The organism is Nitrospiraceae bacterium, assembly GCA_020632595.1.
Taxonomy (GTDB): domain Bacteria; phylum Nitrospirota; class Nitrospiria; order Nitrospirales; family UBA8639; genus Nitrospira_E.
Map to the genome: position 1 here is coordinate 11229 of JACKFF010000007.1, position 19265 is coordinate 30493.

A 19265-nucleotide genomic window follows, 5' to 3' on the forward strand; every position below is an offset into this window, starting at 1 on the left:
ATTTCAGATCCCAACTTGAGTCTCGAATTCGCGTGAGGTCTTCATGTCTGACGTGCTTGAACAGGTGGCGAACATATGCATAGATGGATACGATCAAAAACTTAATTCCCGCTTCCCAAAACATTTTTGAGGATCCTCCTCTGATGATGAGACATGTGCGACAATTGGACCCAAATGGAATGGCAACATTTCCTGGCTTATCTCTCTGTTCTGATGGAGGTCAGAGTAAACGCCCCAAGTTGCCAGTCTGTTAGGCCTCGATCACATCAATGTAAACAATGCCGGGAAGGATGGTGTATCCGGAGGACTCCAAGGAGGATTGCAGGGGAGATTGTGGGTTATGAGGTTGTCCCAGATGCCTGAGTCTTTAATCAACTTTTCAATCTAACCCAGGATCTGTGCTCACTCGTTCCATCCCAGCGCTCAGCGAGATCCTTCGTGGAACTTGTCCTGAGGTTGCCGAAAGGCTCGGGATGAAAACCTTTCCCAGGACTTGATTCGGGCGTGACAACGGCAGTATTTATGAGGCATTGTCGGGTACAGGCCGCTTAGACTTGCACCGGAACTCCGACTCATCTTTCCCCTTTTCTTTTTGTTCCGGCTTTCCTTTTTATTATGCTAGTATTAATGGCAACAGTGAAGGCAGGATTATCCCCAATGTGAACATCTGCTTCATTCCTTCCTGAAACATGGCCAGGCACCGAGTCACCGCCCAAGATCTCTATAACTACACCAAGTGTCTGCATCGCGTGTATCTGGATAGCAACGGCGATCCTTCGGAAAAATCCGAGGTCAGCTCATTTGTGAAATTGTTGTGGGAAGTGGGGTTACAGACTGAACGGGATTATATTACTTCGCTCGGCGATCAGGAGATCGTGGACCTGCAAAATCTTGGGGTAGAGCCGGCATTTCAGGAAACCCTGTTGGCCATGGAGCATGGAGCCCCTGTGATTTATCAAGGCTGTCTGATCCATGAGCACTTGGTGGGGCGACCGGATCTGTTGGTGAAACGTGGGGATGGGGCGTCTCGCTTCGGGGATTATCTTTATGAGCCGATTGATATTAAGGCTGGAAAGGGTTGGGAAGAGGCGGACGGCAAGAACCCCAGGTTTAAAGAACATTACGCCTTTCAGATTTTATTTTACCGGCTGTTACTTGAGCAGATTCAGGGAACAGTTCCAGCGGGTGGCCGGATCATTAATGTGGATAAACAGCTTGAAGAATTTGATCCGGCTCCCTTTGCAGAACGGTTTAACCAGGCCATGCAGGACGTTCAGCAACTGGTGTCCGGGGACGAGACTTCGGAACCGGTGCTGGGAAGTCACTGTACCATGTGCGGATGGTTTAGCCGATGTTACCGATGGGTGAAAGACGAGTCCGATCCCACCGGCTTATTTTTTGTGGGCAAGCAAAAATTTGCGCTCAGGGAGCAGGGGCTTCGGACGATACAGGATATTGCTCACATGGATGTGCAAACCTATCTCAAGCCCCCTCATAAGATTCCGCGAATGGGAAAAGTCTCCCTGACCCGGATGAAAGAGCGGGCGCAGGTTCTGTTAGAGGGGAAGCCGAGGATCCGCCCCGGCTATAGATTCCCGAAGGTTGATCGGGAGATCTATTTTGATATTGAAGATGACCCGACCCGGGGCGTCACCTATTTGTTCGGAATGGTCATTCAGGATGGGAAGAGGCCCTCTCACTTTACATATTTTCTGGCTAAAAGGCCTGAAGACGAAGAGCAGACGGTCAGGGACTTCTGGCGATTTATTCAATCGACGGAACAAGCCGTGTATTATGTGTATTCCCATAAGGAGCGATCGACGCTGAAACGGTTGATGGAAAAATATGATCTGGATGCCGAGACCTTTGAAAAATATAAGTCCTGTGAATTTGATTTGTATCAAGACCTCATTGTGGAATATTCTGATTGGCCGACATTTTCTTATGGGATTAAACATATCGCCAAGTTTATCGGGTTTCAGTGGAGAGACGTGGACCCGTCCGGCGCCAACTCCATTGCCTGGTATAACGAGTATTTAGCCAATCCGGCCAATGAAGCGCTTCTGAATAGAATTTTGGAATATAATGAGGATGATTGTTATGCCATGGCAGCCATCACCCGATATTTTGATCATCATTCGCATAAAAGTCAGGATACGGCTGAGGGACAGACGCACTGAGGAAGAATGTTGGAAAAGTCCGTCCGTGGCGTTCACTGACTTTGCCGGAGCGGCTTCACGTCTAGGTACTCAAGCGATTGGCTCAATGGGTCGCGGCATCCGGGACACTGGAAGCCATTCTGCAATCAAACTCAAGGTTGGACTGGGCGGTTCAACTTGAGCAGTTGCGCCCCGCTTCCGATGAGCCGTCATGGGATCGGGGCGTAGCATTCTGGTGAAAATTTCAATTGTTCAACGGTCCCTGCTGAGGAGAACGTCTTATGGCTGCAACGGTATTAGTCGTTGATGATGAAAAGGATCTGGTGGAGTTGGTCAAGTATCACTTGGAAAAGGAGGGGCTCAAGTGCCTGGAAGCCCGTGATGGGGAAACGGCTTTGCAAATGGCCAGGGAACGTACCCCGGATCTTATGGTCCTGGACCTGATGTTGCCGGGGGTGGATGGGTTAGAGGTCTGCCGGAAGTTGAGGAAAGACCCGAAAACGTCTTCGATCGCCATTATTATGCTGACGGCGAAGGCCGAGGAAGTGGACCGGATTGTCGGGTTGGAAATGGGGGCCGACGACTATATGGTGAAACCCTTTAGTCCGAGGGAACTCCTCGCCAGAGTGAAAGCCGTGTTGCGGCGGGGACAGGGGCAGGACATGCCGGCGCTCAAACGGGTTGGAACCCTCGAGGTTGATGAAGGCAAACACCAGGTGACGGTGGAGGGAACCGTGGTGGAGTTAACTGTCAAGGAATTCGATCTGCTCTGTGCGTTGATGCGGGCGAATGGCCGGGTCCTGAACCGGGAGCAAATATTGGAAACAGTTTGGGGCTATTCCAATGCCGTGGATATTGAATCACGAACGGTGGATGTGCACATTCGGCGGCTCCGGGAAAAGTTAGGAAGCGAATGCACACGAATCGTGACGGTCAAAGGTGTGGGCTATCGTTTTGAATCGGGGTCGGTCTAAGGTGAATATGATGAACGTGACCTTCATCAATGCGTAATCCCTCGCTCATTCTTGCGGGCTGGATGGTGTCGGCCATGATCGGGGCGGGGGTGGCGGTTGCCTGGGCATGGCCATTCTGGGTGATGGTTTTTTTGGGGGCTGGCCTGGTTGGCCTGGCGGTGTTGCTGACCCGGGACATCTGGGATCAGACGAGAGAAAATCATGAAGATGTCATGACAGGCGTTCGTCAACTTGAACAGCTCAGCGGAATTGATGAGGCGAGGACTTCTCGTGCGGTGGAATCCGATGCCTTGGGGAGCCATATCCAGCGCCTGGTGGAAAACGTGAAGAAACGTATGACCGGCCTCGAGGAAGAACGCACGAAAATTATCGCCATCATGGAAAATCTGGTGGAAGGAGTGGTGGCCTTCGATCCAAAGGGAAAGGTCTTGTTCACCAATTCCAGCGCCCATCGAATATTGGGATTGGACGCTCAGGCGATTCAAGGACGATCGCTGTGGGAAATCATTAGAAATCAAGAACTGGCAGGTCTGGTTGAAGGTTGTCAGGAATTGGCGTGGCATGAACGACGACAGGCAGAGGTAGAATTGCATCCTCCCGTCTCCATGGTGTTAGAGGTCTATGCCCTCCCTTTTCCCTTTTCCAATCAGAAGAAGGGGAGTGTGCTGGTGTTGCACGATGTCACCCAATTGCGTCGCCTGGAACAGGTACGGACGGAGTTTGTTGAGAACGTCTCCCATGAATTGCGCACCCCGCTGACGGCCATCGTCGGATATTTGGAAACGCTTGTGGATGAACCGTCATTGGACACTCCGAACAATCGGAAATTTGTGCAGGTTGCCCACCAGAATGCGGTGCGGCTCAGTCGGTTAGTAGAAGACTTACGAAGCCTCTCGGAAATTGAATCGGGAAAAGTCGTATTGCGTTGTGAATCGGTGCCGTTGGGTGAAGTGGCGCAGGATGTCTGTGAGATGTTTCAACATCAACTGTCGAAAAAAAATCTGCAGGTTTCCAATAAGATCGGCGTCGAATTGAGTGCCTGGGTTGATAGAGACCGGTTGATTCAGATTCTGGTGAATCTCGTGGATAATGCCATTAAATATACGTCTGACGGAGGCACCATATCGTTTCAGGCCATCCCGTTGGGAGATGAGCGGATCTCACTACAGATTAAAGATACCGGCCAGGGCATTCCTTCAACGGATCTTCCAAGGATTACTGAACGATTTTATCGGGTGGATCGAGCGCGGTCCCGTGAAGAAGGCGGGACGGGCCTTGGGCTCTCCATCGTCAAGCATCTGCTTCAACTGCTCGATGGCAAACTTCGCATACAGAGTGAATTAGGAAAAGGCACCACCGTAGACGTGATTTTGCCTGTTTCCCCGCCAGATCTCACAACCAACCTTTTATAGTATTTCAATTTTCTTCTTCCGTAACTCCTTTAGTTGGTTGCTCTTGACTCCAAAATAAAAAAAATACCACACACTTGTAACGTAAAACACATAGCGACGAAACTGTCTCTGGGGTAGGATTCTGGTGAATACTTCGCTAGTCACAAAATCCGCTGGATGGCGGTGGCCCAGCATTGGACGGTGAAAAGAAGATTGGGTTATGGCAGCAGATAGCAAAAACATGGAATGCCGGGATTTTTGGTGAGTTGGAAGTTCGTGATGCGGCATGAGCCGTGATTTCCGCCAGTCCGCCGGTTAAAATTGGAAAATGTTTGCCTCACCTGCCTTGTATGTGATGAGGCATCGTTTTCCATATTTGGAAAAGCACAATGGGGAACACCAAGGACGGCGCTTACTCGGGAAATGGGCAAATCGATAGGGTCCTCAAGGAACTCATCGCCATACGTACGGATATGGTCGCCGAGACGGCCAGGTCTCTGGCACGTCTCAAAAAGGTTCATACCAATTACCAAGAGAGTGCTCGAAATCTACTGCATTATCTTGCCCTCCGGCGCCGGGACCTCCGCCCGTTGCAGTTGCAGTTAGCCGCGTTGGGACTTTCATCCCTCGGGCGGGCCGAGTCACATGTTCTGGCCACGGTCGATGCAGTTCTTGAAGTTCTACATCGCCTGAGGGGATGTTCTTGGCAGGTGGAGTCGCAAGAGGCGGCAGTGGTTGATTTCCGGCATGGGGATCAGCTACTGGCCGAGCACACCGAAGGTCTTTTGGGCCAGGCCACTCCCGAGCGTGGAGTCCGGATTATGGTCACCATGCCCGCCGAGGCGGCGAGTGAGTACACTCTCGTTCACAATCTGCTCCAGCAAGGCATGGATTGCATGCGCATCAATTGCGCCCATGACGACGCCCCAGCGTGGTTGCGGATGATCGAGCATCTGAGGCGAGCCGAACACTCTTTGGGACGATCCTGCCGGATTGTCATGGACCTGGCTGGGCCGAAGTTGCGTACCGGGCCGATTGAGCCGGGTCAGGCCGTGGTCAGGATTCGTCCCCGCCGCGATGTGTATGGGCGTGTCATCGAGCCTGCGCGGGTGTGGCTGACCGCGGAGTCTTCTCCTTCCCCGCCACCCTTGCCGGCAGATGCTTCCCTACCAGTTCCGGCTACTTGGCTGACCGGCCTGCGCTCTGGCGAGCAGGTGAAACTCACTGATGCCCGGAATTCCAGAAGGATCTTTACTGTCGTTGATGTGACCGGTAATGGGTGCTGGGTGGAGGCAACCAAGACGACTTATGTTGTCCCGGGCACGGTTCTGCATCACGAGCGCGGTCTAGCGAATGGAAAAGACTGTAAGGCCTCTGTGGGCGAGCTTCCACCTCGTGAGAACGCCATCTCTTTGCGGCAAGGCGACGTACTCATCTTGAGCCGGGACCTTCAGGCTGGCCATCCGGAAACCTACGACAGTGGGGGAAAGGTTTTGGCCCCCGCCGTGATCGGTTGCACGATTCCGGAGGTTCTCGAGAACGTCCGACCTGGGGAATCAATCTGGTTTGACGATGGTAGGATCGGCGGGGTTATCGAGAAGGTTGAGGATATGCGTGTTTTTGTTCGAGTGACTTACCCACGCCTGCGGACTGAGAAGTTGCGAGCCGATAAGGGCATCAATCTCCCCGACAGTGACCTTCACCTGTCGGCTATGACCTCCAAGGACGTGGCGGATTTGTCCTTTGTGGCCAAGCATGCCGATATTGTGGAGTTATCTTTTGCCAATTCGGTCAGAGATGTGGAAATGCTCCAGAGGCATCTAGGTCGCTTCGGGAATCGGCAGCCTGCCATCGTATTGAAAATCGAAACGCGTCGGGGTTTCGAGAACTTACCGGACATGTTGCTTGCGGCCATGCGGGGTGCGTATTGCGGCGTGATGATCGCCCGTGGGGATCTGGCCGTTGAATGCGGATTTGAACGTCTCGCGGAAGTTCAAGAGGAAATCCTTTGGATTTGTGAGGCCGCTCATGTTCCGGTGATTTGGGCTACCCAAGTGTTGGAAAACCTTGCCAAGGAAGGGATGCCGTCCCGCGCTGAGATCACGGATGCGGCTATGGGACATCGAGCTGAGTGTGTCATGCTCAACAAAGGGCCCTATATAGTCAACGCGGTATGTGTTTTGGACGGTATTCTTCGGCGTATGCAGGCGCACCAGGCCAAAAAGCGGGCCATGCTTAGGGAGCTGCGATTGGCCCATGCGTTGCCGAATGAAATCTTATGAGGCTTTCTGCTGCCACGGGTGAAACTTTCGACAGCAAACTAAGGGGTGTCCCGCGCTGTTTTTAAAAAAGCAATATCTAAACGAAACGAATTGAGAAAAAGAGGTTTTGAGTCGCTTCTCGACCGATAGGCACAAAGGCCGAGGTGACTCCCTCCGCGTATGCTCCCAGGAAATTTTGGTTTTTTGAAGACCCTGCCGCCAGTTTGTTGGCAAAAGGCCTTTTGCATAGCGACTCCCCAGCCCATGTTTGAGGATTTTTCATGAAGGATCCGTTTCGAAGAGGTCGGTACCAACTATCAAAAAATGATTTGAGAGACGGAAGTGGATTGTTGGCATTTTTACTTCCAAGATCTCTCAAATAACCTTTTGGTAGATTCTGAGTTTCTTCTTCTGAAATCTTATCGCTTGGGATGTTCTTCCCTCATTCATTTTAAAACGTTACACAGTTGTAACCCGAACCTCACAGAGGTGAAATAGTCATTCGCTAGGATTCGATGGCAGGGTTAAATAATCAGACTGCCGAGCTTTGGAACTGTCTCAACGTGAGACGACAATGACGGGAGAAGCCCATGGGAACCAAAAGCACAGAATGGATTACTCCGGTTGATGTGGAACGGAAAGATCATGATCAGGTGTTAGCGGTTATTTCTGCCAGTCCGGGGGTGACGATAGAAGCTCTTTTGGAGCATTTGCCATGGATGCGGTGGGGGCATTTATTTTCCATCCTTGGGGAATGCCTGCAAGAAGGGTCGGTAATCTTGTGCCAGAAGGAGTTTCAATTTGAAGTCCGGGCCATTCATTCGTCGTCAAGCGGACACGAGGAGGATGTCCTGACGGGCTCTATGCCGTCAAAATCGGGAGATCGGTGGATGGGTATTTAACACGTTCGTAACATTGCCGTTACATAGAGGAAACCTGTTAGACCTACACTATTTATTCACTTGAGGAGGCACGATTGATGAAACACAATCAGAAACGAAGGCAAATGTGGGTGTTGCGCTTGGGCATAGGACTGTTCCTGGGTTGGACCGGGACCGCGATCCTCGGGGTTTCTCCAGTTTTGGCTAAGGATGAGATGGAAGATCCCAATTGGGTGAATTATGCCAAGGTGAGTGGCGTATCCGGAAATCTCAATAGCATTGGCTCGGATACCCTGAATAATCTTATGACGCTGTGGGCTGAAGGATTCCGGAAGCAATATCCGAATGTCAAAATTCAAATTGAGGGAAAAGGATCAAGCACCGCTCCCCCTGCTCTCATTGAAGGAACGGCTCAATTGGGGCCGATGTCTCGTAAAATGAAGGGGAAAGAAATCGATGCCTTTGAGTCGAAGTTTGGTTATAAACCTACCGCCTTTCCTGTTGCGATCGATGCGTTGGCGGTCTATGTCAATAAGGATAATCCCATTCAAGGGATGACGATAGAGCAAGTCGACGCGGTGTTTTCCAAGACCCGGCAGCACGGATATAAGGAAAACCTTACTAGTTGGGGCCAATTGGGCTTAACCGGCATGTTCGCCGATATGCCGATCAGCATCTATGGCCGGAATTCGGCGTCTGGGACCTATGGGTTTTTCAAAGAAGTGGTGCTGGAAAATGGTGATTATAAAGATGAAGTGAAGGAACAGCCCGGTTCGGCTTCTGTCGTGCAAGGGGTGACTGAGGATCAGGCAGGGATCGGATATAGCGGTATTGGATATCGAACTTCTAGTGTCCATGCGCTTCCTCTTTCTATGAAGGCAGGGCAATCCTTTGTGGAGCCCACCTATGAAAATGCCACCAAGGGGGAGTACCCCTTGTCACGATATTTGTTTGTGTATGTGAACAAAGCTCCCAATCAACCGTTGTCGCCGATTGTTCGAGAATTTTTGAAATATGTGTATAGCCGTGAAGGACAGAAGGTCGTCATTAAAGATGGCTACTTCCCCATTTCGGAAAAGATTATTGGGAAACAGTCGGAGCACCTCAAGTAGGAATATCCCAAGGAACAACCTGACCGCCTCCCGGAGAAACCTTTTGGAGAGCGGTCGGGTGTTCTGATATTATTTCAGCCCTGTTTCTCATTTCCCCTTCCCAACGATCACACATGATGCCACCCGTATCTTCCTCCTCCTCTTTGGAATCTAATAGACCATCATTGGTTGGCGCTTCCCATACTGGCACTCGAAGACGGATCCGTCATCTGTTTGATCGTGTGGCCAAATATGTCGTTGGGGCGGGAGGCCTGGCGACGATTGCCAGTATCCTAGGAATTTTTGTGTATCTGGTGTGGGAAGTCATTCCTTTGTTTCAACCCGCGACCGTCATTCCTGAACTGACTCTGCCCGTGGCCATTCCCGGGACTCAAGTTTCCGAACAGACTCACATCATGGTGGGGATTGATGAATACCGTGAAATTCCATTTATTTTGGAAGGGAAGCAGCTCAAATTTCTTTCCCTACCCAATGGCACTCCCATGCCTGAGGCGGGAGGGGAGTTGTCGATCGAAGGTGAGCCGACGTCTGTGGTGCGTGTCGGATTAAAAGGCCATACACTTAGTGTTGGGACCGATCGGGGACTCGTTTACCTGGTCAAGATACTGTATCGCTCGGATTTCCAAGGGGATCAACGGACCATTCTCCCGAGTGTGAAGGTCAACGATCCTGTGCGGGTGGTTCCTGACGGAAAAGAGATTATTCTCCATGCGCATGTGACTCGAGGAGATGAATTGCAAACCGTCGTGGCTCTCACCGGAAGCGGGGAGCTTTGGGTGACCAGGATTGAAGAACCAGGGGATTTTTCCTTTTCGGATGACGTCGTTGTCACAACCAATCGGCTGGTCCTTCCGCCGAAGGCTCATCTGAGGGCTTTGGCCCTGGATAGTGTGGGAAAACGATTGGTAGCCGGGACGAACAATGGACATCTCCTCGCATGGGAATGGGAAGGGCAGGGATTTGATGCGTTGCCTCAATCCGTGCCCGTTGGTGCTGCCGGGGATGGCGTGACTGCTCTCTCATATGTGTTAGGTGAACGAACGTTGGTGGTTGGCACCACCTCTGGTAGCGTGAGTACATGGGCGTTCTCAGCCGATCAGTCCGGGCCGTCCGGGAAAATCTTGAGAAAAGTCCATACTTTCACTCCTCATGCCCGGTCGGTGACAAGGCTCTCCGTGTCCCAACGGGATAAAGGATTTCTCACGGCTGATGAGCAGGGAACGGTGTTGCTGCATTATTCCACGACTGGAGAAACGATTTTAGAAATTCCTGGCAGGGGCAAAGCCATCGAATCGCTACGCTATGCTCCAAAAGCCGATGGGGTGGTATGGTTGGAGGAAGGTGGCACGCTGCAGACCTATGCTATTGATAATCCGCATCCGGAGGTGACGTTCCAATCCTTATTTTTTCCGGTGACCTATGAAGGCTATGACCGTCCGGAGATGATTTGGCAATCCTCCAGCGGGTCGGATGAGTTTGAGCCGAAATTAGGTCTCATCCCACTCATGTTTGGGACGTTGAAGGGGACGTTGTATGCCATGGTGTTGGCCATACCTCTTGCGGTCATGGGAGCCATTTATACGGCGATGTTCATGCATCCCCATCTTCGAGCTGTGGTGAAGCCGTCTCTGGAATTGATGGCGGCTCTCCCGTCGGTGGTATTGGGCTTTCTCGCGGGCCTCTGGTTTGCTCCTCTCTTAGAAAAAATTTTCCCTGCGGTGGTGGCTATTGTGGGATTGCTGCCTCTGGTGATTGCCGTTTGTTGTCTGGCGTGGCAATTTGTTCCTATTCGGGTAAAGCGCTTTGAGGCGTATGGCCTTGATCTGATGGTCATGATGGTCGCCATCGTTCTCACGGTGAGTGCCTGTTTGATGGCCAATCAGTCGATTGAGGGCTGGTTGTTTGGAGGAAATTTCAAACAATGGTTAATGCAAAATTTGGGATTAACGTATGATCAGCGTAATGCCATTGTCATTAGTTTTGCGATGGGCTTTGCGGTGATTCCTATTATTTTCAGTATTGCTGAAGATGCCATTGCCAATGTGCCGAGGCAACTTGTTGCCGGATCTCTGGCCCTGGGAGCGACGCGTTGGCAGACCTTGACCCGGTTAGTTCTCATTTCGGCCAGTCCGGGGATCTTCTCGGCATTGATGATCGGGTTTGGGCGTGCGATAGGCGAAACAATGATTGTGCTGATGGCCACCGGAAATACCCCGATCATGGATTGGAGCATGTTCAATGGTTTTCGTACGCTATCGGCCAACATTGCAGTGGAAATGCCTGAAGCTCCTCATGGCGGGACCCTGTATCGTGTGTTGTTTCTGTCCGGTCTGATTTTGTTTGGCTTCACCTTTACGATCAATACGATTGCCGAAATCGTCCGGCAACGGCTCCGCCAAAAATATTCTCAGTTTTAAGTCGAACGGCCATGAAATTTTTCCAACGGTTTTTTGCATCCGGCTCATTATTTATCTGGTTGGCAGGCGGTGCCTTGGCCTGTTCTCTGCTCATGATCGGCGGTCTGCTAACGATTATTTTTTTTAATGGCATGGGCTATTTTTGGCCGAAGGATCTTGTGCAGTTGACGCTCAAGAATGACACCAGGGTACTCGGGGAAATCGTGGATACCCAGCGCATTCCGGAAACCGTCAGTGCAGATTTTCCCCATGGGCAGTCTCGCATCCAATTGAAGGTGGGCAACCGGGATGTGTACGGACTGGACTTCCGGTGGGTTGATGAAGCCGACATTGCCCAACGGGCCTGGCCTCAGGATGTCATCGCGTTTGAACGACGTGAGTGGGGGAACTTTTATGGCTGGGTCACGGAAGTGTGGGACGGGGAGACGCGTCTGGCTCAGGGCCGGGAAATTGAATGGGATGTTTGGTATCCCTACCTGGAGCAGGCCGAAGCTCATCACCAGGACATTCATCATATTGAACGCGATGTAATTGGCGCTATAAACGCTGACATGGAACGCGCGCGCCTGAATCTGAAGGTTTTGGAATCAAAAGGGAAAATTTCTCAGGATTCAGCCGACATGCTTCAACGGGAGATTCAACAACGGGAAGCGGCCTATCAGGAACAGATCGAACGCTTGGTGGGGTTGTATGAGCGATTGAACCGGTACCGCATCACCCTTGTTGATGTCACCGGCGAGGAAAAAACATTTCCGTTTGGCGGTATTGTCAAGGCGTGGCGTCCGAATGCCATGAGTGTATGGGACAAGACCTTGATGTATGTGGAAAACTTCTGGAATGTCTTAACAGATGAGCCACGGGAAGCGAATACCGAAGGTGGGATCTTTCCGGCAATTTTTGGTACGGTCATGATGGTCTTGGTGATGAGTGTGGTGGTGGTGCCCTTCGGGGTCCTGGCGGCCGTGTATTTAAAGGAATATGCCAAGCAGGGTCTGCTGACTCGAATGATCCGGATTGCGGTGAATAATCTTGCAGGGGTTCCGTCAATTGTCTTTGGTGTGTTCGGCCTGGGGTTTTTTGTCTATGCGGTGGGAGGAACGATTGATCAATTACTGTTTTCTGCCGCGCTGCCGAATCCGACGTTTGGGACCGGGGGAATGTTATGGGCTTCACTGACTTTAGCTCTCATGACCGTTCCAGTCGTGATTGTTGCGACGGAAGAAGGATTATCGGCAGTTCCCAGGGAGTATCGGGAAGGGTCGTTGGGGTTGGGCGCGACAAAATTTGAATCGCTCATGCGGGTTGTGCTGCCATGCGCCATGCCGGGGATTTTAACCGGATTGATTCTTGCGGTGTCCCGGGCTACGGGGGAAGTGGCGCCACTCATGTTAACCGGCGTGGTCAAACTTGCTCCGGCCCTGCCGGTTGATAGTCAGTTTCCTTTTCTGCATCTTGATCGAAAATTTATGCATTTGGGATTTCATATCTATGATGTGGGATTTCAATCCCCTAACGTGGAGGCGGCAAAACCCATGGTCTACGTCACGACCCTGGTCCTGGTTCTGGTCGTCCTTCTTTTGAACATGACGGCAATTGCGCTCCGGACCCGGATGCGAAAGCGCTATGCTGGTGCTTCGGTCTAAATGAGGTACAATTATGGAAATCAAGCAGAATTTTCTGGAACAATCTATGCCTCTGGTCAAGACCTCCGGGGCAAAGCCTCTGAGGCTGGTGGTTGAAACAAGGCAGACGGATCCCATGAAGAAGACGTTTGTAGAATCCGAAATGGCTCAACATTCATTGACGGATGGACCTGCGAAAATCATCATTCAGGATATGAACTTTTACTACGGAAATGTTCAGGCTCTCAAATGTGTGAATATGACCGTTCCCGCCAATAAAGTGACGGCATTTATCGGACCTTCAGGTTGCGGGAAATCAACTCTCTTGCGTTGTCTCAATCGTCTCAATGATCTGGTCGATGGCGCCAGAGTCGAAGGAACCATTCTTCTGGATGAGGAAAACATTTATCGACCTGAAGTCGATGCGACCGATCTTCGAACCCGGGTTGGTATGGTCTTCCAGAAGATTAATCCGTTTCCGAAAACAGTCTGGCAGAATGTGGCCTATGGCCCGCAATTGCAGAAGATCCGCAAACGTGCCATTCTTGACGAAATCGTTGAAGCAAGTCTTCAGGGAGCAGGGTTGTGGGATGAGGTCAAAGATCGATTGCATACCAGCGCCTTGGGCTTGTCGGGAGGTCAACAACAACGACTCTGTATTGCGAGGGCACTTGCGGTGAATCCAGAAGTGTTGTTAATGGATGAACCGTGTTCCGCACTGGATCCGATCTCCACCGGGAGGATTGAAGAACTTCTGCATTCGTTAAAAGAGCGGCTCACGGTTGTTATTGTGACACATAATATGCAACAGGCTGCCCGAGTCTCTGATTTGACAGGATTCTTCTTGTTAGGGGAATTAATCGAATTCGATGGAACCAGGAAAATTTTCACCAATCCGGGCGATTCCCGAACGGAAGATTATGTGACGGGGCGGTTCGGCTGATTTCCGGTAGACCGGTATAAAGGATCACGATGAAGCGACATTTTGATGATTCGTTGGCGGATCTCAGGCAGAGAATTTTGCGAATGGGAGCGCTCGTTGAGGGGCAAATTCGTCAAGCGCTTACCGCGCTTGTGGATCGTGATGATGTCGTCGCGAATCAGGTCATTCAGAATGATCGTCAGGTGAATACGATGGATGTGGTCATCGACGAACTCTGTCTCGAATTGTTGGCGCTCCACCAACCCGCGGCGAAAGACCTTCGGTTTGTCACGACCGCGATGAAAATTTCCACCGAATTGGAGCGTATGAGCGATTTGGCCGAAAATATCTGTGAGCGTGCCATTGAACTGCATGCTGAGCCTCAATTGAAGCCGTATATTGATATTCCGCGCATGGCTGAGCGTGCCATCAAAATGGTGGGAGAAGCCCTGGATGCGTTTGTGCGGGGAGATTCGGTTCTTGCCAGACAGGTCCTCAATGAGGATGACTACGTGGATGAACTGAATGAACAAATCTTTCGCGAACTGTTGTCTTTTATGATGGAAAACCCCCAAACGATCTCGCGTGCGATCCGGCTATCGTTTATCTCGAAATACCTTGAACGGATTGCCGATCATGCGACGAATGTAGCGGAATTGGTCGTATATATGGTGGAAGGAAAAATCATCCGCCATATGTCTGCATCTTAAAGTTAGTCATCGTGGCAGGCACGTTACTCTCTGGCTTTTCTTCTGTTCTGTAATCAAATGGAATTTTACTTGTCATTCCTGACAGAATGTATCGTGAAGCGCTCTTGGAGCGTTCAAGTAGATGGCTGGTCCCGAGCCACAGGTATGGTCCAGGGGGATAGGTATTCGTACGCACTGCGGGTGGTTTCTGCCAACTGAATGCAGAACAGGACCAACCCTGTTAGTTTTTAGGGGTCTTCTCCCAAACGAGTGGGTAAAAGTTAGACCGTAGCGGCTGGGAAAGGCGAGTAGGGCAAGGGGATACAGTGTTTTAAACACGAGAAAAATCTGTCATGATCACCGGATGTCAACGAGCAAGAGCCTGCTGGACACATACCGTTTCCCTGGGTTTTGTCCAAGAGCCACGATCAAGGGAATATTCGGCGATCCGCAGGCCCGGATTATTCGGCTGGGGCGGCGTCAAAAAAAACCGCGTGTGGATGTTGTGGGACCCTCCATCGGAGTTTCTACGATCGCAGGGTCCGGCACATTCGGGACCTGTCCTGTGGGGAGCTGCGCATCTACCTGGAAGTGGAGGTCCGCCGGGTTCGATGTCGCCGGTGTGGCAAGGTGAAGCAGGAAACGTTTCCCTGGCTGGCGACCAACCCGTTTTACACGAAGCGATTTGCCTGGTATGTGGGGCGCCGCTGTCGGGAAACGGCCGTCAAGGACGTGGCCAGGGAGCTCAAGCTCGATTGGAAGACCGTGAAGAGCTTGGAGAAGGAGTATATGCAGGAGCAGCTCCGGCGCACAGGGACGCCGGGCCCCAAGGCCATTGGCATTGACGAGCTCTCCATCAAAAAGGGGCAGACCTACCGGATTGTGGTCAGCGATCTGGTGAGGCGGCGGCCGATCTGGTTCGGAGGCGTCGATCGCTCCGAAGAGAGCCTGGATCGGTTCTACGAGGGGTTGGAAGCCAAGAAAGTGGCTGGCATTCAGTTGGCGGTGATGGATATGTGGCGGGCCTTCGAGAGTTCGACCGTGAAGCATGCGCCTCAGGCCGCGATCTTGTATGACAAATTTCACGTGATGCGGCATCTCGGTCAGGCGCTCGATACGGTGCGCAAACAGGAATACAAGCGGCTGACGGAGAGGGACCGGTCGTTTATCAAGGGGCAAAAGTATACCCTCCTGTCACGAAAGGAGAATCTGACCCTTGAGGGACGACAGGCGCTGAAAAAGCTCCTCGATGCGAACAAGCGACTCCACACGGCCTATGTGCTGAAGGAATCCTTCGGCCAGTTATGGGAGTACCAGACCGAAGGCTGGGCGCGGAGGTTTTTCGAGAACTGGAAAGCCGCATTGAAGAGGCAGCGCCTGAAACCCTTCGAAGACTTTGCGGAGATGATCGAGCGGCACTGGGATGGGATTGCCGCCTATGCCAAGGCTGAGAATAAAGTTTCGCTTGGGTTCGTGGAGGGACTCAACAATAAGATCCGGGTGATTCAACGCCGGGCGTATGGGTTACGCGATGAGGAGTATCTCCGCCTGAAAGTCTTGACCTGTATGCTCAAGCCCATCTGAAAAACAACCCAAAATCACCCACTCACTTTGGAGAAGAGCCGTTTTTAGAAATGGGTTGGTCAACACAATAGGTCTCCTCTAAAGGAGGGGGATATCGCATATTGAGGGGAGCCATCCAGATAAACTCGTAAAGATCCGTGCCAGCTGTTTTCCAAATGTGGAAGCATTGGACGTTGAAGGAGGGAATGGCTTTCGTTTGTCCTTGAAGAGTTACCATGTCTTCCAACCCTGCCATGTGGCCAATCAGGAGAAATTCGTTGCCTTGCCTCTTGCCGTCGTCGTCAACAATTCCGGGAAAATGCATATAGAAGAGACGATGGAGGTGGAGTTCTGGAGTCGACCGTGTCTCCGGTCCTGAATAGGTGTTCTCAGGAAAGGGTAACCACTCTGCCTTAAAAGGCACACCTTCTGTGGTCGTTTCGGCACGTACGATACGTCCGGCTAGTTGAACGTGTCGGTCTTGAAACTGCATCGGATAATTCCTGGCTGCATCATAATCCTCTGCAGTTTTGATGATTGGTACTCCTGGAATTGGGAAGGTCGGAAGGCGCGCACAGCCGTGCACGACAAGAGTTAGTAGGCCACACAAAACACCAAGACAGTCAAACTGCATCCTAAGGAAAGAAAGGAATAGAATGACCATTCCTTTTGATGGTTGGTTATGAATTGGTCTCTGGAATGGCTTTTATCTGCAAGCACCAGAGCGTGCCACGAGGAATGTCTCCTTACTTTCTCATATCTGCCTGATAACCCGGAATGCTCCTAATAACCCATAACACAACAATGCCAATCCCCTTGAGGGGCCAGGCTCATTGAGTAAGTGCATGATTGGGATGTTAGGTGTAGGTGAAATTCGCTAACGGCAGATCGCGCAAAAATACATATTGTACCGAATCTTTTTTATTCGATTTTAAAAAAAACGATCTCGGTAAATTAATTGATGCAAAATGCCCGCCTTGCGCACCAGCGGCGTATTCATATCCAAACGGTGTCGTTTCCCTCGCCGAGTTTCCACTTCGATAATTTCATTATCGATTACCTGCACCACCTTCCAAAATTTTTCAATGATGTAGGAATAGCATTCCCCGTGTTGGGTAGGGTGGATGGCTTTGGCTCGCGGACTTGGATGGGACGAATTTTTGCTCTTGCTGAAAACAACGAAGTCCCCAGGCCTGACCCTCATGAGCGCGCCCTTGCTTTTGCCATAATCAAGTATTCTAAGTGCTTTTTCGCCAAAGATTGATGAGTTTTCATTATGATCTTATCCTATTATTTTTAATTTGCAATTCTACATATTTACCTACCTCAGTACCATATTTGTCCTGTCATTTTTTCCGCTGGCAAACCTGCTTTCTAAAACCTAGTGGGGGAAGGGTTAGGTTTGAAAATGGTGAAGGAAAAAACTCACCACCATCGCCTAGGCCTTTCCTGGCGCGGCCAGTGCTTGTATTCCTCTATCTTGAAATCAGCCGGATAAACGGGAATGTTCTGAATAACTCATAGATCAACCGTGCCCAATCCCTCTTTGACGGTTGACAGGCTTCGATATTCTTCGATTCCCAAAATTTTTGTTCCGGGGTGAGGATTCTCCGAGTTCTCTTCTTTCCAGTGTCGTTTCCTCCTTCGGATGACGACTCACCTTGTATCCCAATTTGTCTCACTAAAAAAACAGGCCACGGCCTTGATTCGATGTGCCCGCGTTTTTTGGCCACTGGGAATGTTAGGTTTTCCGAGTGATCGTGTCTTGGTCGCTGCTGCCCCTAATGGTTGATTTTTTTCCGGCCTCTGAATCGGGTCGTGTCCCGATCGTGGCGTGATGGTCAAAGATGGGCGTCGAAATTTTCAGCACGGCTCCCGAACTCACTTCGGAACCGGATCCTTGCCTTGCGGCCTTCCCGTAAACCCTGGCTGGCGTCTGATACCCGAGCGTGCTATGAGGCCGCTCCTGATTATACCGATGGCGCCACGCTTCGATCACCACTTGCGCTTCCGTCAGGTGCCGAAACGATTCTGCATCTAAACATTCCCGCCGAAACGCCCCATTGAATCTCTCATGGCTCCATTCTGCCAGGGCTTTCCCGGCCGAATCCGACTCGGGATAATTCCGTGGCGTTCATAAAAGGTGAGCCATGCCTGCGCCCGCAGTTTAGGCACATTGTCGCTGCGGAGATAGCAAGGCGCCCGTAGTGCCTCACCAGCCGGTTCAAAACGGCCAGCACCTGCTGATGCGAGAAGGATCATTCCGTTCCCCTTCAATGGCTAACCAGAAGCACGTGGCCTCATCCTTGACCGTCAAGCAACGGAAGGCCGCCCCCCTCGTGGTCGCGTCATGACCGAAATCCCAACTCCAGACGTCGTTCTTCTGGGTGGCCGTGGGCTGTAGTGTGGCCCCCGTCACCACTTTCTTGCGGGGCTTGCGTCTGGGCACCTGCAAACTGCACTGGCACCATACCCGATACACCCGTTTGCCATTCACCCGCCACCCACGGTGTCGGAGGAAGCCCCCAGCGAGTCGATAGCCCCACTGCGGATACCGTTTGGCCACCCCGAGGAGCGCTTGCGCCAGGCGCACATCCCGTCGGGGCCCCTTGGCCTCAGACCGGATCCCCGAGCGAGGCGTCATACATAGCCACGCGGTCCGCCGATGACTCACCCCCACGCGCACAGGCGGCTCGGGCCGCATCTCGGCGTGCCCTTGGGCTGACCACTTTTGTGCCTGCAGTTCCTTCATCACTTCCACTTCTAGATCCCGTTCCGCCAAGACTTTTTTCAGGCGGGCGTTTTCTTGCCGCAGGTGCCGGAGTTCCCGCACCTATGCCACGTCCATCTGGCCAAACTGCCGTTTCCACCGATAAATGGATTGCTCCGAAACCCCGGGTTGCCAAGCGGCCGCCTCAATCGTTTTCGTGTCGGCATCCCGCAAAATCCGGATAATCTGTTCTTCCGTAAACCGCGTCTTCTTCATGCCAGTCCTCCTTGGGTTGAGGAAAACCTAACATATTACCTGGTCCAATTTTCGGTGAGCACTCCAGATGCAGGCCCCTCCGGGAGGACGGCGTGGCTCAAACGGGTCGTCCTCGATCCAACGTTGACACGGTGAGGTACTCAAAGAGATTGGGAGGGTCCGGGGCACGCCCAGGAAGCGATAATGGCAGGGAAATCACCCATCAGATCATGGACCATTTGGCGAATTAACATCAAGCCAAACTGGATTTCTCTTGATCCGGGAAACTCACGGATAATGCATATATCG

Annotated in this window: 17 protein-coding genes; 11 read left to right on the forward strand and 6 right to left on the reverse strand. The window is 51.6% G+C overall.

Translation table 11 applies throughout. The annotated features are described in order from the left end of the window. Positions 1–689: 689 nt before the first annotated feature. From H6750_13315 to H6750_13365, 11 genes are all read left to right on the forward strand, one after another. Positions 690–2180 carry a TM0106 family RecB-like putative nuclease gene (locus H6750_13315; GenBank protein ID MCB9775283.1) on the forward strand — a complete coding sequence of 497 codons (1491 nt, stop codon included), beginning with the start codon at positions 690–692 and terminating at the stop codon, positions 2178–2180. Positions 2181–2440: 260 nt separating this feature from the next. Further along, on the forward strand, positions 2441–3133 hold the full coding sequence (locus H6750_13320; GenBank protein ID MCB9775284.1) for a response regulator: 693 nt from the start codon (positions 2441–2443) through the stop codon (positions 3131–3133). A gap of 29 nt (positions 3134–3162) precedes the next feature. Further along, a complete protein-coding gene (locus H6750_13325; GenBank protein ID MCB9775285.1) occupies positions 3163–4545 on the forward strand; it encodes a PAS domain S-box protein in 1383 nt (460 codons plus the stop codon). Positions 4546–4913: 368 nt separating this feature from the next. Further along, on the forward strand, positions 4914–6806 hold the full coding sequence (locus H6750_13330) for a pyruvate kinase (GenBank protein ID MCB9775286.1): 1893 nt from the start codon (positions 4914–4916) through the stop codon (positions 6804–6806). A gap of 569 nt (positions 6807–7375) precedes the next feature. Further along, complete coding sequence (locus H6750_13335) at positions 7376–7687, forward strand: hypothetical protein (GenBank protein ID MCB9775287.1); 312 nt, start codon at positions 7376–7378, stop codon at positions 7685–7687. 104 nt (positions 7688–7791) lie between these two features. Next, positions 7792–8778, forward strand: a complete 987-nt coding sequence (locus H6750_13340) for a phosphate ABC transporter substrate-binding protein (GenBank protein MCB9775288.1) — start codon at positions 7792–7794, stop codon at positions 8776–8778. 113 nt (positions 8779–8891) lie between these two features. After that, positions 8892–11195, forward strand: a complete 2304-nt coding sequence (locus H6750_13345) for an ABC transporter permease subunit (protein MCB9775289.1) — start codon at positions 8892–8894, stop codon at positions 11193–11195. An 11-nt stretch (positions 11196–11206) separates the two neighbouring features. Beyond that, entirely contained in the window at positions 11207–12838 is a 1632-nt protein-coding gene (gene pstA, locus H6750_13350; protein ID MCB9775290.1) for a phosphate ABC transporter permease PstA, read from the forward strand. 115 nt (positions 12839–12953) lie between these two features. Next, entirely contained in the window at positions 12954–13760 is an 807-nt protein-coding gene (locus H6750_13355) for a phosphate ABC transporter ATP-binding protein (GenBank protein MCB9775291.1), read from the forward strand. Between the two features lie 29 nt (positions 13761–13789). Beyond that, positions 13790–14449 (forward strand): phosphate signaling complex protein PhoU, encoded by a 660-nt coding sequence (gene phoU / locus H6750_13360; protein ID MCB9775292.1) that lies wholly within the window; start codon positions 13790–13792, stop codon positions 14447–14449. 390 nt (positions 14450–14839) lie between these two features. After that, complete coding sequence (locus H6750_13365; GenBank protein MCB9775293.1) at positions 14840–16012, forward strand: ISL3 family transposase; 1173 nt, start codon at positions 14840–14842, stop codon at positions 16010–16012. 22 nt (positions 16013–16034) lie between these two features. Here H6750_13365 and H6750_13370 read toward each other — a convergent pair whose 3' ends face one another. The 6 genes from H6750_13370 to H6750_13395 all read right to left on the reverse strand — a co-directional run bounded on the left by H6750_13370 (position 16035) and on the right by H6750_13395 (position 18977). After that, entirely contained in the window at positions 16035–16484 is a 450-nt protein-coding gene (locus tag H6750_13370) for a hypothetical protein (GenBank protein ID MCB9775294.1), read from the reverse strand. Between the two features lie 438 nt (positions 16485–16922). Next, a complete protein-coding gene (locus H6750_13375) occupies positions 16923–17195 on the reverse strand; it encodes a hypothetical protein (GenBank protein ID MCB9775295.1) in 273 nt (90 codons plus the stop codon). Positions 17196–17732: 537 nt separating this feature from the next. Beyond that, entirely contained in the window at positions 17733–18083 is a 351-nt protein-coding gene (locus H6750_13380; GenBank protein ID MCB9775296.1) for a transposase, read from the reverse strand. After that, positions 18029–18253, reverse strand: coding sequence for a DDE-type integrase/transposase/recombinase (locus H6750_13385; GenBank protein MCB9775297.1), 225 nt, complete (start codon positions 18251–18253; stop codon positions 18029–18031). Before H6750_13385 ends, H6750_13380 begins: the two co-directional genes overlap by 55 nt. Next, positions 18216–18824: a hypothetical protein gene (locus H6750_13390; GenBank protein MCB9775298.1), complete on the reverse strand. Its 609-nt coding sequence runs from the start codon at positions 18822–18824 to the stop codon at positions 18216–18218. Before H6750_13390 ends, H6750_13385 begins: the two co-directional genes overlap by 38 nt. Further along, positions 18825–18977, reverse strand: a complete 153-nt coding sequence (locus H6750_13395) for a transposase (GenBank protein MCB9775299.1) — start codon at positions 18975–18977, stop codon at positions 18825–18827. Between the last annotated feature and the right edge of the window lie 288 nt (positions 18978–19265).

Bases quoted from the DNA above. Each gene is read 5' to 3' on its own strand.
- H6750_13315 (MCB9775283.1), top strand. From the start codon at position 690: ATGGCCAGGCACCGAGTCACCGCCCAAGATCTCTATAACTACACCAAG.
- H6750_13320 (MCB9775284.1), top strand. From the start codon at position 2,441: ATGGCTGCAACGGTATTAGTCGTTGATGATGAAAAGGATCTGGTGGAG.
- H6750_13325 (MCB9775285.1), top strand. From the start codon at position 3,163: ATGCGTAATCCCTCGCTCATTCTTGCGGGCTGGATGGTGTCGGCCATG.
- H6750_13330 (MCB9775286.1), top strand. From the start codon at position 4,914: ATGGGGAACACCAAGGACGGCGCTTACTCGGGAAATGGGCAAATCGAT.
- H6750_13335 (MCB9775287.1), top strand. From the start codon at position 7,376: ATGGGAACCAAAAGCACAGAATGGATTACTCCGGTTGATGTGGAACGG.
- H6750_13340 (MCB9775288.1), top strand. From the start codon at position 7,792: ATGTGGGTGTTGCGCTTGGGCATAGGACTGTTCCTGGGTTGGACCGGG.
- H6750_13345 (MCB9775289.1), top strand. From the start codon at position 8,892: ATGATGCCACCCGTATCTTCCTCCTCCTCTTTGGAATCTAATAGACCA.
- pstA (MCB9775290.1), top strand. From the start codon at position 11,207: ATGAAATTTTTCCAACGGTTTTTTGCATCCGGCTCATTATTTATCTGG.
- H6750_13355 (MCB9775291.1), top strand. From the start codon at position 12,954: ATGAAGAAGACGTTTGTAGAATCCGAAATGGCTCAACATTCATTGACG.
- phoU (MCB9775292.1), top strand. From the start codon at position 13,790: ATGAAGCGACATTTTGATGATTCGTTGGCGGATCTCAGGCAGAGAATT.
- H6750_13370 (MCB9775294.1), bottom strand. From the start codon at position 16,484: ATGCAGTTTCAAGACCGACACGTTCAACTAGCCGGACGTATCGTACGT.
- H6750_13375 (MCB9775295.1), bottom strand. From the start codon at position 17,195: ATGAGGGTCAGGCCTGGGGACTTCGTTGTTTTCAGCAAGAGCAAAAAT.
- H6750_13385 (MCB9775297.1), bottom strand. From the start codon at position 18,253: ATGATCCTTCTCGCATCAGCAGGTGCTGGCCGTTTTGAACCGGCTGGT.
- H6750_13395 (MCB9775299.1), bottom strand. From the start codon at position 18,977: ATGAAGAAGACGCGGTTTACGGAAGAACAGATTATCCGGATTTTGCGG.